This is a genomic window from Lysinibacillus sp. YS11, from assembly GCF_002896375.1.
GTDB lineage: Bacteria > Bacillota > Bacilli > Bacillales_A > Planococcaceae > Lysinibacillus > Lysinibacillus capsici.
Window position 1 is genome coordinate 3,805,420 of the sequence record NZ_CP026007.1, and the last position, 15,451, is coordinate 3,820,870.

Consider the following 15,451-nt stretch of genomic DNA (forward strand, 5'->3'; position numbering starts at 1 on the left):
TCGCTAGCGGTCAAGAGGACACGTTAGGAGACAAATAGATTAGCATAGTCGAGGAGAGATTCAAATGAATACAAAGAATTTAGTATTAATGGCACTGTTAGTAGGTGTCGGTGCTGCACTTTATGTGGTTACACCAGGAATGGTGAATGGAATGAAGCCTGATTTTATGTTAACCATGATGTTTATTGGTATTCTATTATTCCCAACAGTGAAAGAAACGTTCCTACTTTCTCTTTCAACAGGGGTGCTTTCAGGTTTATTTACAACATTCCCAGCAGGTCTAGTTCCAAATATTATTGATAAAGCTGTTACTGGTTTTGTATTTTTAGCTGCTTTAATCATTCTCAAAAAACTGGCAGGTCATTTCGCCGTATCTGCTGTCTTAGTTGGCTTGGGAACAATTCTTTCAGGAACTGTCTTCTTAGGAGTAGCGCTTTTTGTGTTTAATGCAAATGTTGGCGCGACGTTTGCGATGCTATTTATTGGCGTTGTCCTTCCAGCTGTCGTATTTAACGTTGTTGCGTTTGCCGTTATTTATCCAATTGTTTCAAAATTAGTGAAGCGCTCTAAATTCAATACAGCTATTTCTCAAATTTCATAAATAAATACTTTAAATAATCAAAAGAAACTAAACTGTGACGGTCAAATCACTCGTTTAGTTTCTTTTTTCTTTTTGTATTGGTGCATTTCATGGTTTAATAGTAAATAAACATGACTAGAAATGAGGTATCTAATATGAAAGCAAAACCATTTTTACTTGGACTAACGACAGGAATTATCGGTGGGACAATCGCTGTACTTTTCTCCACGCCACAATCTGGGCAACAGCTACGTGCTTCTGTTAAACAAAATGTTGACCAAACAAAGGGTATGCTCCTTGATGTAAAACAACAAGTAGGAACTGTTAAACAATCTGTTAACACATTAACAAATGAAGTAAAAAATAATATCCCACAAATAATAAATGATTTAAAGCAAACAATTACGACTTTTACTGAAGAAATCGAACCAACGAAAAATAATTTACAACAAGAATTAGATGCTTTACAGAATTCGATAAGCGAAATCGAGAAAAACATTGCACAAATTACAGAAAATAAGAAAAAACCTCAAGAAAAAGTTAGCGACTAAAGTCCTTATCGATAGTTAGATAATCTGTGTTTTTATCAAAAACTATTGCTATAATATTATTTTTTAGCCACTTTTCAATTTTTTAATTTTTCTAACTTTAAACTTTTTTCCTTTACTGCTATAATATTTTTAAAAATGTGAAAGAAAGCAGTAGGTGATGGCTTTGTCAGAGGAATTATATACACAAAAAGAAGCGATGCTTTATAGTCAAAGAATCGCACAGTTATCAAAAGCGCTGTGGAAAGCGGTTGAAAAGGATTGGCAACAATGGATTAAACCTTATGATTTAAATATTAATGAACACCATATTTTATGGATTTCATACCATTTAAAAGGCGCTTCCATTTCTGATGTTGCGAAATTTGGCGTGATGCATGTTTCTACAGCATTTAATTTCTCCAAAAAATTAGAAGAGCGAGGCTTTCTTAAGTTTTCCAAGCGTGATGACGATAAACGTAATACGTATGTTGAACTTACAGAAGCTGGCACAGAGCTCATTATAGAGATGAATAAAAACTACCATAATACGTATCATTCCGTACTGGAAGGATCATTAGCATTAAAAGATTTATATGGCCGTTTCCCTGATTTTTTAGATGTAATGGCTGTTATTCGTAATATCTATGGTGAAGATTTCATCGATATTTTCGAACGCTCTTTCCAACATTTCCGTGATTCCTTTGACACACTAGAAGAACGCACACCTGTAAAAGGATAAGACGAAGCTTCAAACTGCACATAATTTTTCCTGCAATTATTTATAAGTTGAACAAAAATGAGTTATACTACTGTTCATTCAGGAATGAGTCATGTGAAAGGAGGTATTTCAGAAATATTTCTGAAGTACCTCCTTTTTCTTGCATTCTAACATAATTCAATTTACATTAAATAGGACACTTCCTATTCGGAGTTGATAAAAAACCATGCATTGCTGGAAAATTTTAAATTTAGAACATCATTACGGTACTACGCGTATTATTATAATGGGTGTCATTACTTTTTTATTGGTCTTTTCTGTTTCGTATGTAACGTTTAATTTATTTAATGAAGAGCATTATACAGATCGACTATTCTGGCTCTTTGTGATAGCTGTGCTAACACTTTATCCCATTCACAAATTTTTGCACTTTGTGGCCCTATTTGATTTACGCCAACATTTAAAATTACGTGTACGTAGTCAGTTTTATATAATTCCTGTTTTACACATGCGAATTCGAGAGCCATTATCTAAAAATCGATACATCTTAGCATTACTTACGCCTTTTATCGTTCTAAATACTAGTATTATAGTTGGAACATGGCTTTTACCAGCCTATACCCATTATGGGACATTGCTGTTAGCCTATCACTGTAGTCTATGCCTGATTGATATCCTTTACGTAAAGTATCTCTTGAATTCACCTAAAAATTCACAAATAGAGGAAACACCTAAAGGCTATGAAATTTTAGTTCCACCGACCGTTCACTAAATTGCTTGTACTTGTTTTTTATTGACGTTCTTTGTTATGCTATTACTATTGAAAGAGGGGAGGAATAGACTTGCTATTAATGATTGTAGTTCTATTCTCGGTATTCTATTTATTTCAAATTAACCGCATGACATATGCTCTATGCATGCGACGTGAAATTCCCGAAGAAAACCAACCAAAAATATTCCGAACTATAAATATACTTATTACTATCCTACTTGTCTCATTCTACATTGAAATTTTATATGCAGTTTAACAGAAAATTCCATTACGCCTCGGCGTAATGGAATCTAAATTTTTTCGGGCTTTTTTGAAAAGCCCCTTTCAAAACATGTGCACCATCCGCGCCCGTCCGCACGCTTGAAGATAAGTCGAGCCCCCCATGCAACAACTTTTTCTAACCAAATAAATTGTTTAGAACCTAAGGCATGCGGCGCGAATGTCTAACATTGTTAAGAAAAGCTAAGAGTTAAAGCTCTTAGCTTTTCGCTGTTTTATTAATTAGTATAGGAACGCTGCACCAACGATAATTAATAAAATAAATAACACAACTAATAAAGCAAAGCCTGAGCCGTAGCCACCGCCACCGTATCCTCCGTTGCCCATAACTTCACCCCCTTTCTTTTCTATATCCTATGCGCTTCAAAATTTGAAATATAGGCAATACTCAAGGGGGAACCATTTTGTTTTTAAAACGTTTATGTTATAGTAAAAAATGGACGAAACCATGTTAGGAGAGAATATCCACTATGAAAAAGACAGTTTTATCTTTAACTTTAGCTGCATCTGTATTAGCGCTTGGTGCTTGTAGCGGCGGAGACAGCAAAGCAATCGTTACTTCTAAAGTGGGCGATATTTCAGTAGCTGATTTTAATGAAAAGGCAAAAGCTTTAACAGGCTCATATGTAATGCAGCAAATGGTGACTGAAAAAGTTTTAGCTGACAAATATGAAGTAACAGATAAAGAAATCAAAGAAGCGTATGACACAACTGCATCACAATTTGGTGATGGCTTTACACAAGCGCTTGCTGAAAGTGGTTTAACAGAACAGGGCTTTAAAGATTCTTTACGTGTTCAACTTCTTCAAGAAAAAGCTTTAAAAGATCAAGCAATTAAAGAAGAAGATGTGAAAAAATACTACGAGCAAATGAAAACAGAATTAAATGGTCGTCATATTTTAGTAGCAGATGAAAAAACAGCAAAAGAAGTAATTGAAAAAATTAAGGGTGGCGCTAAGTTTGAGGACGTTGCAAAAGAGTACTCAACAGATACTGGCTCTGCTCAAAAAGGTGGAGAGCTTGGATGGTTCTCTGTAGGTTCAATGGTAGATGAATTTAACGATGCCGCTTATGCTCTTGAATTAAACACATTAAGTGAACCAGTAAAATCTAGCTTTGGTTACCATGTAATTGAAATTACGGACAAGCGTGATGTAAAAGGTGTTGGTTCATTTAAAGACGAAGAAGAAAACATTCGTTCAACTATGTTAAGTAAACTGAACCAAACTGGTGAAGCTCAAACGATTCTTAAAGATATCGTTGCAAAAATGGCTAAAGATGCCGATGTGAAAACATCTGATAAAGATTTAAAAGAACCGCTTAAATTCTTTACAACAACAAGTGAAGAACAAGCAAAAGCAGCTGAAGAAGCAGCTAAAAAAGCTGAAGAAAATGCGCCAAAAGAGGATTCCGAAGATAAAGCAGAAGATACTGACAAGGAATCTAAATAATTAGAGTCTAGTATATAACAAAAGAGAAGCACCCTGATACATCAGATGCTTCTCTTTTTTACTCTATTTTACTTTACTTTAAATTGGCTAATTTCAGTTTGTAGGTCATTTGACATTGTCTGAAGAACATTTGCAGCACTTGCTATTTCCTCATTAGAAGCACTTTGTTGCTCGATAGATAAAGCAATATGCTGTATGCCCGAAGATGTGCCATTTGCTATGCCAACGACTTCTTTTACAGCCTCATCTGTTTGACTAGCTTTCTCATTGACACGCAAGACAATATCCTTTACCTCCGTTGTACGATGACTTATCTGTTGCAAATATACGACTATATTTTTAAAGGTATCGCCTGTCTGTTCAACAGACTCACGGCCTTCCTCCACAAACTGTGTACCGCTATTAATAGCATAAACAGCACTGGAGGTTTGGTTTAAGATATCATCCACCAATGTTCGAATATTATCTGCAGCCTTTCCAGATTCCTCTGCTAACTTTCTTACTTCATCTGCCACTACTGCAAAGCCTTTTCCAGCCTCTCCTGCACGAGCTGCTTCAATAGATGCATTTAATGCAAGCAAGTTTGTTTGATCTGTAATACTTGTAATCAACGCTACAATCGTACTGATTTCCTTCGATTTTTCGCCTAAAGCATTTACAACTGCAGTTGACTGATGAACAGATTCATTAATGGTATTCATTTTTGCAATCGTTTGCTCAATTAACTGTAATCCTAAATCAGCCTTTTGGTTCGTTTCATTTGCTATTGAGGCAACTTCCTGAATAGCAGAAGATGCATGATCCATATCTTTAGTAATTAAATGTGCTGATTCAGATAATAAATCCATTTGCCTTAATTGTCCTTCTGCACTGGAGGCAATTTCCCCAATGGCACCCGAAATAGTTTCAACTGTTTGACTGCTTTGTTCGGTAATCGTTGTAAATTCCTTTGTAAAGGTTGATACATCTGTCGATGCTTTATTCGTCTTTTCAATGACCGTCCCAATTTGTTCTAGCATATGATTAAATTCAGTCGATAATTGACCAATTTCATCTTTTAATCGATCATCAATGCGAACAGTTAAATCACCATCAGCAGCCTGGGTCATAGCATTTAACACACGCTTTACACGCCTTAAGACAATATACCTTGTACATAACGAAATAATTACTGTGCCAATAAATAACGAAATAAATGTATTAATGGCAACCCCAGCACTTCCATTCAAATGGACTACCTTCTCGAATTGACGACTAACAAATTCTGAAATATGGGAGCTAATAAATAAGCTTATGCCGATAGCTAGTATCATTTTGAAAATTAAACTTTTCCAAAACTTAATTTTCCGTGAAAAAAGTCCCTCTGTATCCATTACTTTTCCCCATTCCTATAATTTCTCTCTCTATTCTAAATTAAATATTCACTTTGGTACAATAGTTAGGCACTACAATTAAATATATGAATACTTAGACTCAGAGAAATTAATATCGAATAGCTACACAGCAACGTTAGTTTATGGGCTGATTGATACTGCTTTTTAAATAGTAGGCTTATAGAATGAACGATTATCAAGTGGGAAGAGTCTCTCTGTAAATTCGCCCGGTGTCGTTTTACCTAATGCCCTTGTTAACATATTCATCTTTGCATCAATGTTATCGATATAATGCAAAATTTCTGCTTCCTGAATCATAGGTTTTTTCGGGCTACCCCACTCTTCTTTTCCATGGTGAGACAATACCATATGCTGTAACAGCATGACTTCCTCACCTTCAATTTCAAGCTCACTAGCAATCTTAGCAATTTCATTTACCATAATCGTAATATGACCTAATAAATTGCCTTCTACTGTATACATTGTGGCAACTGGGCCTGATAACTCTACAACCTTGCCCACATCATGTAAAATAATTCCAGCATATAATAAGTCCCGATTTAATGTTGGATATAGATCAGCAATGGCTTTACCTAGTTTGAGCATGGAGACCATATGATCTAATAAACCTGATGCATAGTCATGATGATTTTTAGTCGCTGCTGGAAAAACTAAAATAGCCTCTTGATGTTTTTTAATTGCTGCTCTTGTAATCCGTGAGATATTAGGGTTTTTAATGTCAAAGAAAAATTGCGTTAATTCTTCATATAGTTGTTCTTTTGGTGTTGCAGAGGATGGCACTAAATCGTGAATAGCAATTCCTTCCTCTGGCTTAGCAACACGGATAGATTTAATACGCAATTGATTCTTTCCTCTATAGTCATGAATCTCTCCGCCAACACGTACAATGGCTTCCGCATGGTACATCTTTTCATGATCCTCATTCGTGTCCCATAGCTTTGCCTCTATATCCCCACTCTTATCTTGTAATATTAGCGACATAAATGGCTTTCCAACGGTTGTAACCCCTTTTGTCGCTTGTTTTATTAATAAAAATTGATCAACTACTTCTCCAACTTGGAGCGTCGTAATCCCTTTCATGTTGACGCCACTCCCCTTTCATTTGCTAATGCTCCTATATCGACAATCTGGTTTTTTTGCCAATAGTTGAGCATTGTGTCATGACAAGTAAAATATAAAATTTGACGTTCATATCCTACTTCTTTCATTAATTGTACCATTTTGTCTGTGCGGTTTCGATCAAAATGGACAAAAGGATCGTCCATAATCATTGGAAATGGTGCAGCGCTCACTAGGGTTTTTGCTAGAGCCATTCGCAATGCAATATAAGCTTGCTCTTTGGTAGCCTGGGACAACTCCACCATTTGATAACGTATCCCTGCAGCATCCTGCGCTACAAAATAACCATCCTCATGAATCGAAATTTTGTCATAGTTTCCTCCTGTTAGTAAACGGAATATAGCATTTACCTCTTCAAGGACATGAGGTAATTTTTCTTCACGAAGACGGAATAGGGTTTCATGAATAGCTGTCGCCACAGCTTTTTTAGTTGCCCACTGCTCAATTAACTGCTGCAATTCTGTTTTCTCCTGCTCAAACTGTTGAAGTAATTGACCATACTTTTCATCATTTAATAGCTGTTCTTTTTCCATTAGCAAAGCAGCACGTTGTTCCAGACATTGATCAATTTTCAGTTGCAATGATTGCTGCTCTTGTTCTAAAGCACATATGCGTTCGTTAACAGAGTCCTCAATCAGATTTTCCTTCTGTTGAAGATCGAGTGAAGATAATTGAGCCTGGACGGTTTGCAATTCTGTCTCAATTTTTCTTCTCTGTTCAAATTGCTCATGCATTTCATAATAAGCCTGTTCATTTTGGATCTTTGCTGCTTTGAATAGCTCGTACATTTCAGCAGTATAACGATCCATTCTTGATTGTCCACCTTCTATTTTTATTTGAACGCTGGCTAGCTGATCTTTTGCATGCAGTGCTTGCTGCTGTTGCTGTTGTGCTTCAAGGTAGGCTGTTCGTAAATACATATAAATTTCATGTTCATTATAGGCTCCCTCTAAAACCCGTTGAAGCTGCTCATAAATATTGTTCTTTTCTACCTGCGTTTCTTGCAACAGACTTGAGGTACTGTTTCTTTTAGCTGCTAATTCTTGTACACCACGAATACGCATAAATAATTCGGGCATTAGCGATCTGGCTATCGTTCCTTGTAAGCGATAACGCTTTAAAAAATGTTGGAGTGTTTGAGTGGCCTCTTCACTTTCTACCTCCGTTAGTTGAATTTTATATTCAAGAGAAGTATATTGCTGCTCCTTCTCTTTCTGCTGTTCATTGATGTGCAACCAGCGATCTTCATATCTTTGCTTCTTTGCAAGAACTGCTTGTACTGTCAATTCCTCTTGCTCTAACTCCCGTAGGAGGATGCTATGCTCTTTATTAGTAGGTTCATTTGCTTGCTTAACATATCGAATAAACAAAAAAGTTAGCAATGATAAAACTGCTCCAATTAGAATTACAACTATGTTTTTTTCAAATACACCATAAGCAAACGACATGAAGCAAATCAGTAGTACAAGCCAGATAAAGTCATGAGGCTGCTTCTGCTTACTGCGTTGCGATTTGGCAGAACGTAGTTGCTCAAGCCTCCGCTTTTGTTGAGGCCATTGTGCTAAAATATGTTCTTCCTCACTTGTTAATGACTCACGCATTAGCTGTTGCTTTTGTTTGGCTATTGCATCTAATTCTAGGTGTACTTGCTCTAGTGAACGTAGATGAAATTTTAGCTCTTCCTCCGCCTCGTCTAATTTACTTAATTGAAGCTGAAATTGTTGCTCCTGTTGGAGTGAAACTGTTTCGTTCAAAAGATTTTCTTGTGCTTCTTTCTCTGTTACACCTAGTAAACGAAACTGTGCTTCAATTTCTTGTTCGAGCAAAAATAGATCATCCTGTAAATTTTGCTCTTTCACCATTAGCTGGTGCCATGTTGCCTCTTTTTGCATAAGGTAAGCCATTTCATTGACCTTTTGCTCATCCACTGTTGCAAGTATTTTCTCCTGCAATATTTGATGCTGCTCCTTTAATTGCATCAGTTGCTGACTTTCATGTAACAGACGATCCTTTACCTGCTCATACCGTCTGATACCCTCTGATGGAAACTGAACATGTTGAAAATTGGTCATTGTCTGTTGCAATGTCTGTTGCTGCTTGAGGAGAGGGAGTGCTTGCTTTTGAATAGTTAATTGCTGCCATTGTTGCTGTTGCCGTTTTTGCGTACCAAATAGCTGTTCTAAATTTTGCTCAAGTAATTGTAATTGCTGTAATTTATCCTCAAAGGTTTGAATCTTCACCTGTTCCTGTTTAATTGTCCGCTCAAGCTGCTTTAGTTGTTCAATCTTTTGATTAATCAATGGCACTTTACCTGTCTTTTTAAACAGCTCACTAGCCTCTTTATCCATTTTCTTTTCAAGTGCGGATAAATACTGAATACCTGTTGTACCTGAGGCAAGTAGCAAATGGGTTAGCTCCTCTTCAGACATTTTTTCAATACCTTGTAGTTCATGCAGCGAAAAAGAAAAAATGGCTTCAAAGGATGCCCTAGAATATCCATATAAAAGCTTTACTAACAACTCCTCATGCCCCGTCGTTCCATCCTCTAGGTAGACAGTAACATCACCAGCAGCCTTTCCTTTCACACGTTCAACTGTACATTGACCATAAATAGGGTGTAAAAGTGTCAGCTGACCTCCATATTTCGTTGAAATTTTCGGCTCATATTTGCGCTGTATCTGCTGCCTTGTTGGGAAACCAAAAAGCATTTGTAGTATAAACTGCAGTATCGTCGTTTTTCCTGCTTCATTTAATCCATAAAAAATAGTGACATCATCATTTAACGAAATGGAGATATTTTCATGCTTACCAAAGCCATAAATTTGGATTTTCTGTATTGTCAGCATGTAATCACGCCCTTTGAATTTCTTCTGCTAATAATGTCTGTGCACGATGGGTTAAGTTCTCAATATCCTTTTCACTAAGTGGCTCTATCAGCCTCGCACCACCCGCATATTGGTACAAATCTTTTAGAATATCCTTCCATTCATTACTGTTCCATTGTTCCATTAAGCTCACAACGGATTGAGTTGTTGCTGTATGCTCATAAAATCTCGCTGCCTTTTGCAACACCATTTTTTGTACCCAACACATTGGGTCAATACCTTCCTCAGCCTCTCGAATAGTCTCTAACCACGCATCAACTGTTGCATGTTCAAATAAAGCTTCCGTTTGTTCGTCAATATTTTGCAAATGAAGCTCTACTACCGATGCGCCATACTTCTTCCTATTAGCTGTAATAGCTTCTGCACATCTCTTCAATAATTCATTGGCGTGTACCACATTCGCACAATCCACCTCAATGGTGCTATAAACAACAGCAGAGGTAGAGATAAAATCAAGCTCAGTCGATGTTTTGGATAGCGTCACATCATAAAAGCCTTTCATTCCTTGTTCTTTACGATGTCGACTTTGAATATTGCCTGGATAAACAATTGGAGGGTTTTGATGTAAAAGCTGTCGTTTATGAATATGGCCAAGCGCCCAATAATGATAGTTCTTTTCAAGTAACTGTTGTTTTGTAAAAGGGGCATACACATCATGTGTTGTATTGCCTGCCTCACTGCCATGAAGCATACCAATATGAATGGCATGCTGATCATGTGCAGTTGGATAGCTTTCAATAACAGATTCCTTTAAATGACGTTCAGGATAGCTAAAACCATATATATTCACTTGTTGACCCCGTATTTTTAATTGAACTACACTCGTTTCAGCTGGTAATTCATAGACATTACTTGGTAAAGAAAAGCGTGTCCATGTACCATTTAAATGATCATGATTTCCGTAGCTCACAATGACAGGGATATTGTGTTGAAAAAGCTTCTCCATTGCATCTTGAAATCTTCGTTGTGCTTGCAAGCTACGATTTTCACCATCATAAATATCCCCAACAATTAGTAAAAAATCAGGTTTTTCCTGAATCGCTTTAAGGATAATTTTATCAAACGCTTCAAAAGTGCTTGACCGTATTTTCTTTAAAATGGGTTCGGGTAGACCAAATAAGCCCTTAAATGGACTATCTAAATGTAAATCTGCCATATGGAAAAAACGAATTGCTGACATCCAATCACCTCAAATAGTAGATAATTCTCTCTTTAGTACAAAACCAAAGTAATAATATCTTGTTTATTCAAAACCGAATATTTGTTCTATTTTATCATAACTCATGTTTGATGAAAAATGCTATTACGGAAAAAAACAACATTGCCTTACTTTTTCCACAATTTTCGTAATTTATCAAAAAATTCACTAGTTTTACCGTGAAGTTTATAAATCTTCTATGTATAATAGAAATATATTCAAGTAAAAGGGTGGGGTCTGTATGGAGAATTATCGTTTTACAGCTTTTGAAAAAACAGGGGAAACATTGTTTGATGAAACTTGGACTTTTGAAAATGATGAGGCTGCTAAACTAAATGGACAACAACAAATTGAGGAAAAAGGTGTTGCCGATAAAACTCATCGTCTTGTAAACGCTTCAGGTAAATTAATTTTATTCCATGTTTAGTGGCTAATAAAAGGCACGTAGTCAATGGTTTGCTACGCGCCTTTTATTATTTTTATTTGCCTACAAAGACAGGCGTTCTTTTCTCTACAAATGCATGAATGCCCTCGACATGATCTGTTGTTTTACGCATTGCAGACTGGCCCTCAGCCTCTAATGCTAAGATATTTTCTAGCTGTGGCATATTTTGTGCATGTAGAATTTTTTTCGTTGTAATCATGGAAGAAATCGGGGATGCAAGCATTTTCCCCACCACTTGATCTGCCATTGCAAATACAGTGCCCTCTGGTGCAATATAATCAATTAACCCTGCATCTAATGCTTCTTTTGCTGTTAATACCTTTCCCTCCCATATCATTTGTTTCGCTTTAACAGTACCTACACGCTCCTTCATGAAGAAATGACCGCCCCCATCTGGGATCAGTCCAATTCCAATGAAATTCATAGCAAGTTTACTATTTTCACAGGCTACAATAATATCTGCCCCTAGTGTTAGACTAAATCCTAAACCTGCTGATGCACCATGAACCGCTGCAATCACAATCATTGGTAGCTGATAATATGCCTTCACGATACGTGTCAGATAAACCATTGCCTCATCAATATTCAGTGGTTTGCTTTCATCTAGCATTGCTTTTATATCACCACCCGCAGAAAAGACCTTTCCTTCTCCACGAATAACAAGCACCTGAATATCTTTTTCCTGCTGTAGAGCCTCAAAGCATTCTGCAAGTTCACGCATCATGACATCATCCATTGCATTCATCGCCTGTGGACGATTCAATGTTAAGGTTGCTCGACGCTCTAATTTTTCTAATGTAATCGTTGAAAATTCCATCTCTATAACCCCCAAATATGAATAGTCATTCACTATGTATAATTCGTGTTTTTTTTGAAAACTCCTTCTCTCTAAGCAAAATTGCTCCTGTTATGCTATATTAAAGGACGAATATCGAGATAAAGGTGGTAATGTATTTTGACACAAAAAGACTATCGTGTATTACTTTATTATAAATATATTACGATTGAAGATCCTGAAGCGTTCGCAGAAGAACATTTAGCATTGTGTAAAGAGATAGGGCTTCTTGGTCGTATTTTAGTAGGTTACGAAGGTATTAACGGAACTGTATCAGGTACCATTGAGCAAACAGATGCTTACATGAATCATATAAAGGCAGATGCTCGTTTTAGCGATATGATGTGGAAAATTGATGAGACTGAAGGGCATACCTTTAGAAAAATGCATGTACGTCCTCGTCGAGAAATTGTTCACCTCGGTTTAGAACAGGATATCAATCCGTTAGAAATCACAGGTGATTATTTAACACCTAAAGAATTTATGGAACAGATGAAAGATGACAACACCGTGGTTATCGATGCCCGTAATGACTATGAATATGATCTCGGTCATTTCCGAGGGGCTGTTCGACCAGATATTGAAAACTTCCGTGACCTACCTGCTTGGATGGAGGCGCATAAAGAAGATTTTGCAGATAAAAAAATCTTAACTTATTGTACAGGTGGTATTCGCTGCGAAAAATTCTCTGGTTGGCTAAAACGCGAGGGCTATGGTAAGAGCGTAGGTCAATTACACGGCGGTATTGCTACATATGCGAAGGATCCTGAGGTAAAAGGTCAATTATGGGATGGTCAAATGTTTGTTTTTGACCGCCGTCGAAGTGTACCGATTAATCAGGTGGAACATGTTATTGTTGGGAAGGATTATTTCACCGGGGAGCCTTCTGAACGATACACAAACTGTGCAAACCCAGCGTGTCATAAGTTAATGCTTTGTGAAGAAAAACATGAGGCATTTTACATGCGAAGCTGTTCAGATGATTGTCGCCGTGCAGAACGCAACTTTTTCGTGGAGGAAAACGGTTGGACAAAGGAACAGGTTGAAGAACAAATTGCTAAGATTGCAGAGGTCCAACAATCAAATTGTTAATCCATTCCATAATTTAATCAAGGTGCGCATTGCTGTTGGATTTCTGCTCAAAACTTCAGCATAGTGATCTACTCCAACATTATCAATCCATTTAAAAAGAGCATCGTTCATCAAAACGATGCTCTTCATTCATTTATGCACTTTATCCTTGCCCTAAATAACGCCCTACCTGGCGTCCACTAAATAAACAACCACCAACAAATGTCCCTTCTAAAGCGCGGTAGCCATGGACGCCACCGCCACCGAAACCACTTACTTCACCAGCAGCAAATAACCCAGGAATTGGCTGACCGTCCATGCCCAAAACAGCACCATTTAAATTTGTTTGTAAGCCACCTAAAGTTTTCCTTGTTAGAATGTTTAAGCGAACAGCAATTAAAGGCCAATTTTTGGTATCTAAAATTTTATGTGGCTTGGCAACACGCACCCATTTATCCCCAATATAATTTCTTGCTCCATGAATAGCGTTTACTTGCAAATCCTTTGTAAACTTATTGTCCATTTCCCGATCTCTTGCCAAGATTTGCTCTTTAATCTTCATGAAATCAAGTAGCTCATTTTCAGCAAGTTTATTCATTCCATCTACAAGTTCCTTTAGATCATGTGCAATCACAAAATCCTCTCCGTGATTTTTAAAAGCTTGGATAGGAGCAGGTGGGCCTGGTAAAATGCGTTTTAGAACATCGCCAATGCTTTTGTTTGTTAAATCTGGGTTTTGCTCTGAGCCAGATAAAGCAAATTCTTTCTCAATAATTTTCTCCGTTAAAATAAACCAGGAATAGTCATAACCTGTTTTTTGAATCGCCTCTAACGTACTGAGTGTATCAAACCCTGGAAAGTTGGGTGCATGAAAACGATTCCCCTCTGCGTCAAACCACAGGGAGGAGGGACCAGGCAATATCCGAATTCCATGGTTGGGCCATATTGGATCCCAATTTCTTAAACCCTCTGTGTAATGCCACATGCGATCACGGTTTACAATGCGTCCCCCAGCATGTTCCGTGATCTCTAACATTCTTCCGTCAACGTAAGCTGGTACACCACATACCATATTTTTGGGAGGGGTTCCTAATCGAGCAGGCCAATTTTTTCTCACTAAATCAAAATTTGCCCCAATACCACCACTTGCCACAATCACAGCTTTAGCTTCGTAGGAAAATTCACCGATTCCTAATCTCGAACTTTTTTCACCTCGATTAATAAAGGTTTCAGCTAGCACCGTTCCGCTAATTCCTATAATCTTCCCTTCTTGCTGCACAAATTCATCCACACGATGTCTTGGCTTGAAGTCAATGAATCCTTCTTTCATAGCCTGTTTTACTTTATCTACAAATGGCTTTACAATGCCAGGGCCTGTTCCCCAGACAATATGAAATCTAGGTACTGAATTGCCATGCCCTCCTGCCAATGAGCCTCCCCGCTCTGCCCATCCAACAACAGGGAAAAACTTTATACCTTTTGACTTTAACCAGTCGTATTTTTCACCTGCAGCAAAATCGACATATGCTCTTGCCCATTTATACGCCCAGGAATCCTCATCTTCTAAACGATCAAAGCCTGCAGTTCCTTGCCAATCCTGCCATGCAAGCTCCTTACTATCTTTAATTCCAAGCCTTCTTTGCTCTGGAGAATTTACTAAAAATATTCCTCCAAAAGACCAATATGCCTGTCCTCCGATTGAATTTTCAGGCTCTTGATCTACTAAAAGAACTTTTTTCTTTGCATCGATTAATTCACAAGCTGCGACTAATCCTGCAAGACCAGCACCGACTATTGCAACATCGTACTTCATTCTTACACCCCCAAATCAATCATCCTTAACTAACATTCTTCTCTCACAGTCTGTTTACCTTCTACTTTTTATATTTTTGTCTAAAATGTGACAAACAAAAACGTTCGCTTTCTTAGAACAAATCCATGGATAATTAGCATAAACTCTCTATTTTATTCCATTTAATTCCCATATAATTTTCAATGCTAAAACTACACAGAAACCTGATACTATCGGACTTTTCAAATATCGTTAGCGCTTTCATTGTATTCCCCAAAAAGACGAACAATACAACAGTATTATATAAATAATATTCGTTTTTAGTTATTTTTCAGACTTTTGAAGTCAGTATTTTTAAAGTTTTTAAGAAATATCGTTGACA

At 37.2% G+C, this 15,451-nt stretch carries 15 protein-coding genes; 7 read left to right on the forward strand and 8 right to left on the reverse strand.

All coding sequences use genetic code 11. From position 1 onward, the window contains the following. The first annotated feature begins 64 nt into the window (after nt 1-64). From LBYS11_RS19105 to LBYS11_RS19120, 4 genes are all read left to right on the forward strand, one after another. Entirely contained in the window at nt 65-601 is a 537-nt protein-coding gene (locus tag LBYS11_RS19105; protein WP_103118796.1) for a tryptophan transporter, read from the forward strand. A 134-nt stretch (nt 602-735) separates the two neighbouring features. Next, nucleotides 736-1,131: a YtxH domain-containing protein gene (locus LBYS11_RS19110; protein WP_048391751.1), complete on the forward strand. Its 396-nt coding sequence runs from the start codon at nt 736-738 to the stop codon at nt 1,129-1,131. Between the two features lie 157 nt (nt 1,132-1,288). Further along, nucleotides 1,289-1,849, forward strand: a complete 561-nt coding sequence (locus LBYS11_RS19115; protein ID WP_004230760.1) for an HTH-type transcriptional regulator Hpr — start codon at nt 1,289-1,291, stop codon at nt 1,847-1,849. 205 nt (nt 1,850-2,054) lie between these two features. Further along, entirely contained in the window at nt 2,055-2,600 is a 546-nt protein-coding gene (locus LBYS11_RS19120) for a DUF3267 domain-containing protein (RefSeq protein WP_016992098.1), read from the forward strand. Nucleotides 2,601-3,101: 501 nt separating this feature from the next. On the opposite strand, the gene LBYS11_RS19130 is transcribed toward LBYS11_RS19120, so the two are convergent. Next, nucleotides 3,102-3,206, reverse strand: coding sequence for a YjcZ family sporulation protein (locus tag LBYS11_RS19130; RefSeq protein WP_004230765.1), 105 nt, complete (start codon nt 3,204-3,206; stop codon nt 3,102-3,104). Between the two features lie 143 nt (nt 3,207-3,349). Here LBYS11_RS19130 and LBYS11_RS19135 point away from each other — a divergent pair, with 143 nt between their 5' ends. Then, nucleotides 3,350-4,330 (forward strand): peptidylprolyl isomerase, encoded by a 981-nt coding sequence (locus LBYS11_RS19135; protein ID WP_048391754.1) that lies wholly within the window; start codon nt 3,350-3,352, stop codon nt 4,328-4,330. A 68-nt stretch (nt 4,331-4,398) separates the two neighbouring features. Here LBYS11_RS19135 and LBYS11_RS19140 read toward each other — a convergent pair whose 3' ends face one another. From LBYS11_RS19140 to LBYS11_RS19155, 4 genes are all read right to left on the reverse strand, one after another. Further along, on the reverse strand, nt 4,399-5,643 hold the full coding sequence (locus tag LBYS11_RS19140; protein WP_233732187.1) for a methyl-accepting chemotaxis protein: 1,245 nt from the start codon (nt 5,641-5,643) through the stop codon (nt 4,399-4,401). Nucleotides 5,644-5,868: 225 nt separating this feature from the next. Further along, the gene (gene yhaM / locus LBYS11_RS19145) at nt 5,869-6,804 is read right to left on the reverse strand and encodes a 3'-5' exoribonuclease YhaM (protein ID WP_048391758.1); all 936 of its coding nucleotides are present in this window, start codon (nt 6,802-6,804) and stop codon (nt 5,869-5,871) included. After that, complete coding sequence (locus LBYS11_RS19150) at nt 6,801-9,689, reverse strand: ATP-binding protein (RefSeq protein ID WP_103118797.1); 2,889 nt, start codon at nt 9,687-9,689, stop codon at nt 6,801-6,803. The genes yhaM and LBYS11_RS19150 overlap by 4 nt, the downstream gene beginning before the upstream one ends. 4 nt (nt 9,690-9,693) lie before the next feature. Further along, the gene (locus tag LBYS11_RS19155; protein WP_103118798.1) at nt 9,694-10,908 is read right to left on the reverse strand and encodes a metallophosphoesterase family protein; all 1,215 of its coding nucleotides are present in this window, start codon (nt 10,906-10,908) and stop codon (nt 9,694-9,696) included. Between the two features lie 259 nt (nt 10,909-11,167). On the opposite strand from LBYS11_RS19155, the gene LBYS11_RS19160 reads away from it, so the two are divergent. Then, nucleotides 11,168-11,353 (forward strand): YhzD family protein, encoded by a 186-nt coding sequence (locus tag LBYS11_RS19160; protein ID WP_036075853.1) that lies wholly within the window; start codon nt 11,168-11,170, stop codon nt 11,351-11,353. A 52-nt stretch (nt 11,354-11,405) separates the two neighbouring features. Here the strand turns inward: LBYS11_RS19160 and LBYS11_RS19165 are convergent, their stop codons facing one another. After that, nucleotides 11,406-12,188: an enoyl-CoA hydratase gene (locus tag LBYS11_RS19165; protein WP_048391764.1), complete on the reverse strand. Its 783-nt coding sequence runs from the start codon at nt 12,186-12,188 to the stop codon at nt 11,406-11,408. A gap of 138 nt (nt 12,189-12,326) precedes the next feature. Here LBYS11_RS19165 and LBYS11_RS19170 point away from each other — a divergent pair, with 138 nt between their 5' ends. Then, complete coding sequence (locus tag LBYS11_RS19170) at nt 12,327-13,298, forward strand: oxygen-dependent tRNA uridine(34) hydroxylase TrhO (protein ID WP_103118799.1); 972 nt, start codon at nt 12,327-12,329, stop codon at nt 13,296-13,298. Here the strand turns inward: LBYS11_RS19170 and LBYS11_RS23160 are convergent. Together LBYS11_RS23160 and LBYS11_RS19175 are read right to left on the reverse strand one after the other, a co-directional pair. Beyond that, nucleotides 13,287-13,427: a hypothetical protein gene (locus tag LBYS11_RS23160; protein ID WP_158651973.1), complete on the reverse strand. Its 141-nt coding sequence runs from the start codon at nt 13,425-13,427 to the stop codon at nt 13,287-13,289. The two genes, LBYS11_RS19170 and LBYS11_RS23160, sit on opposite strands and share 12 nt — an antisense overlap. A 13-nt stretch (nt 13,428-13,440) precedes the next feature. Then, nucleotides 13,441-15,090 (reverse strand): FAD-binding dehydrogenase, encoded by a 1,650-nt coding sequence (locus tag LBYS11_RS19175; RefSeq protein WP_103118800.1) that lies wholly within the window; start codon nt 15,088-15,090, stop codon nt 13,441-13,443. Nucleotides 15,091-15,451 lie beyond the last annotated feature (361 nt).

What these genes read in the sequence shown, in the direction of transcription:
- LBYS11_RS19105 (WP_103118796.1), top strand. Translation starts at nt 65, where the DNA reads ATGAATACAAAGAATTTAGTATTAATGGCACTGTTAGTAGGTGTCGGT.
- LBYS11_RS19110 (WP_048391751.1), top strand. Translation starts at nt 736, where the DNA reads ATGAAAGCAAAACCATTTTTACTTGGACTAACGACAGGAATTATCGGT.
- LBYS11_RS19115 (WP_004230760.1), top strand. Translation starts at nt 1,289, where the DNA reads ATGGCTTTGTCAGAGGAATTATATACACAAAAAGAAGCGATGCTTTAT.
- LBYS11_RS19120 (WP_016992098.1), top strand. Translation starts at nt 2,055, where the DNA reads ATGCATTGCTGGAAAATTTTAAATTTAGAACATCATTACGGTACTACG.
- LBYS11_RS19130 (WP_004230765.1), bottom strand. Translation starts at nt 3,206, where the DNA reads ATGGGCAACGGAGGATACGGTGGCGGTGGCTACGGCTCAGGCTTTGCT.
- LBYS11_RS19135 (WP_048391754.1), top strand. Translation starts at nt 3,350, where the DNA reads ATGAAAAAGACAGTTTTATCTTTAACTTTAGCTGCATCTGTATTAGCG.
- LBYS11_RS19140 (WP_233732187.1), bottom strand. Translation starts at nt 5,643, where the DNA reads ATGATACTAGCTATCGGCATAAGCTTATTTATTAGCTCCCATATTTCA.
- yhaM (WP_048391758.1), bottom strand. Translation starts at nt 6,804, where the DNA reads ATGAAAGGGATTACGACGCTCCAAGTTGGAGAAGTAGTTGATCAATTT.
- LBYS11_RS19150 (WP_103118797.1), bottom strand. Translation starts at nt 9,689, where the DNA reads ATGCTGACAATACAGAAAATCCAAATTTATGGCTTTGGTAAGCATGAA.
- LBYS11_RS19155 (WP_103118798.1), bottom strand. Translation starts at nt 10,908, where the DNA reads ATGTCAGCAATTCGTTTTTTCCATATGGCAGATTTACATTTAGATAGT.
- LBYS11_RS19160 (WP_036075853.1), top strand. Translation starts at nt 11,168, where the DNA reads ATGGAGAATTATCGTTTTACAGCTTTTGAAAAAACAGGGGAAACATTG.
- LBYS11_RS19165 (WP_048391764.1), bottom strand. Translation starts at nt 12,188, where the DNA reads ATGGAATTTTCAACGATTACATTAGAAAAATTAGAGCGTCGAGCAACC.
- LBYS11_RS23160 (WP_158651973.1), bottom strand. Translation starts at nt 13,427, where the DNA reads ATGAAGAGCATCGTTTTGATGAACGATGCTCTTTTTAAATGGATTGAT.
- LBYS11_RS19175 (WP_103118800.1), bottom strand. Translation starts at nt 15,090, where the DNA reads ATGAAGTACGATGTTGCAATAGTCGGTGCTGGTCTTGCAGGATTAGTC.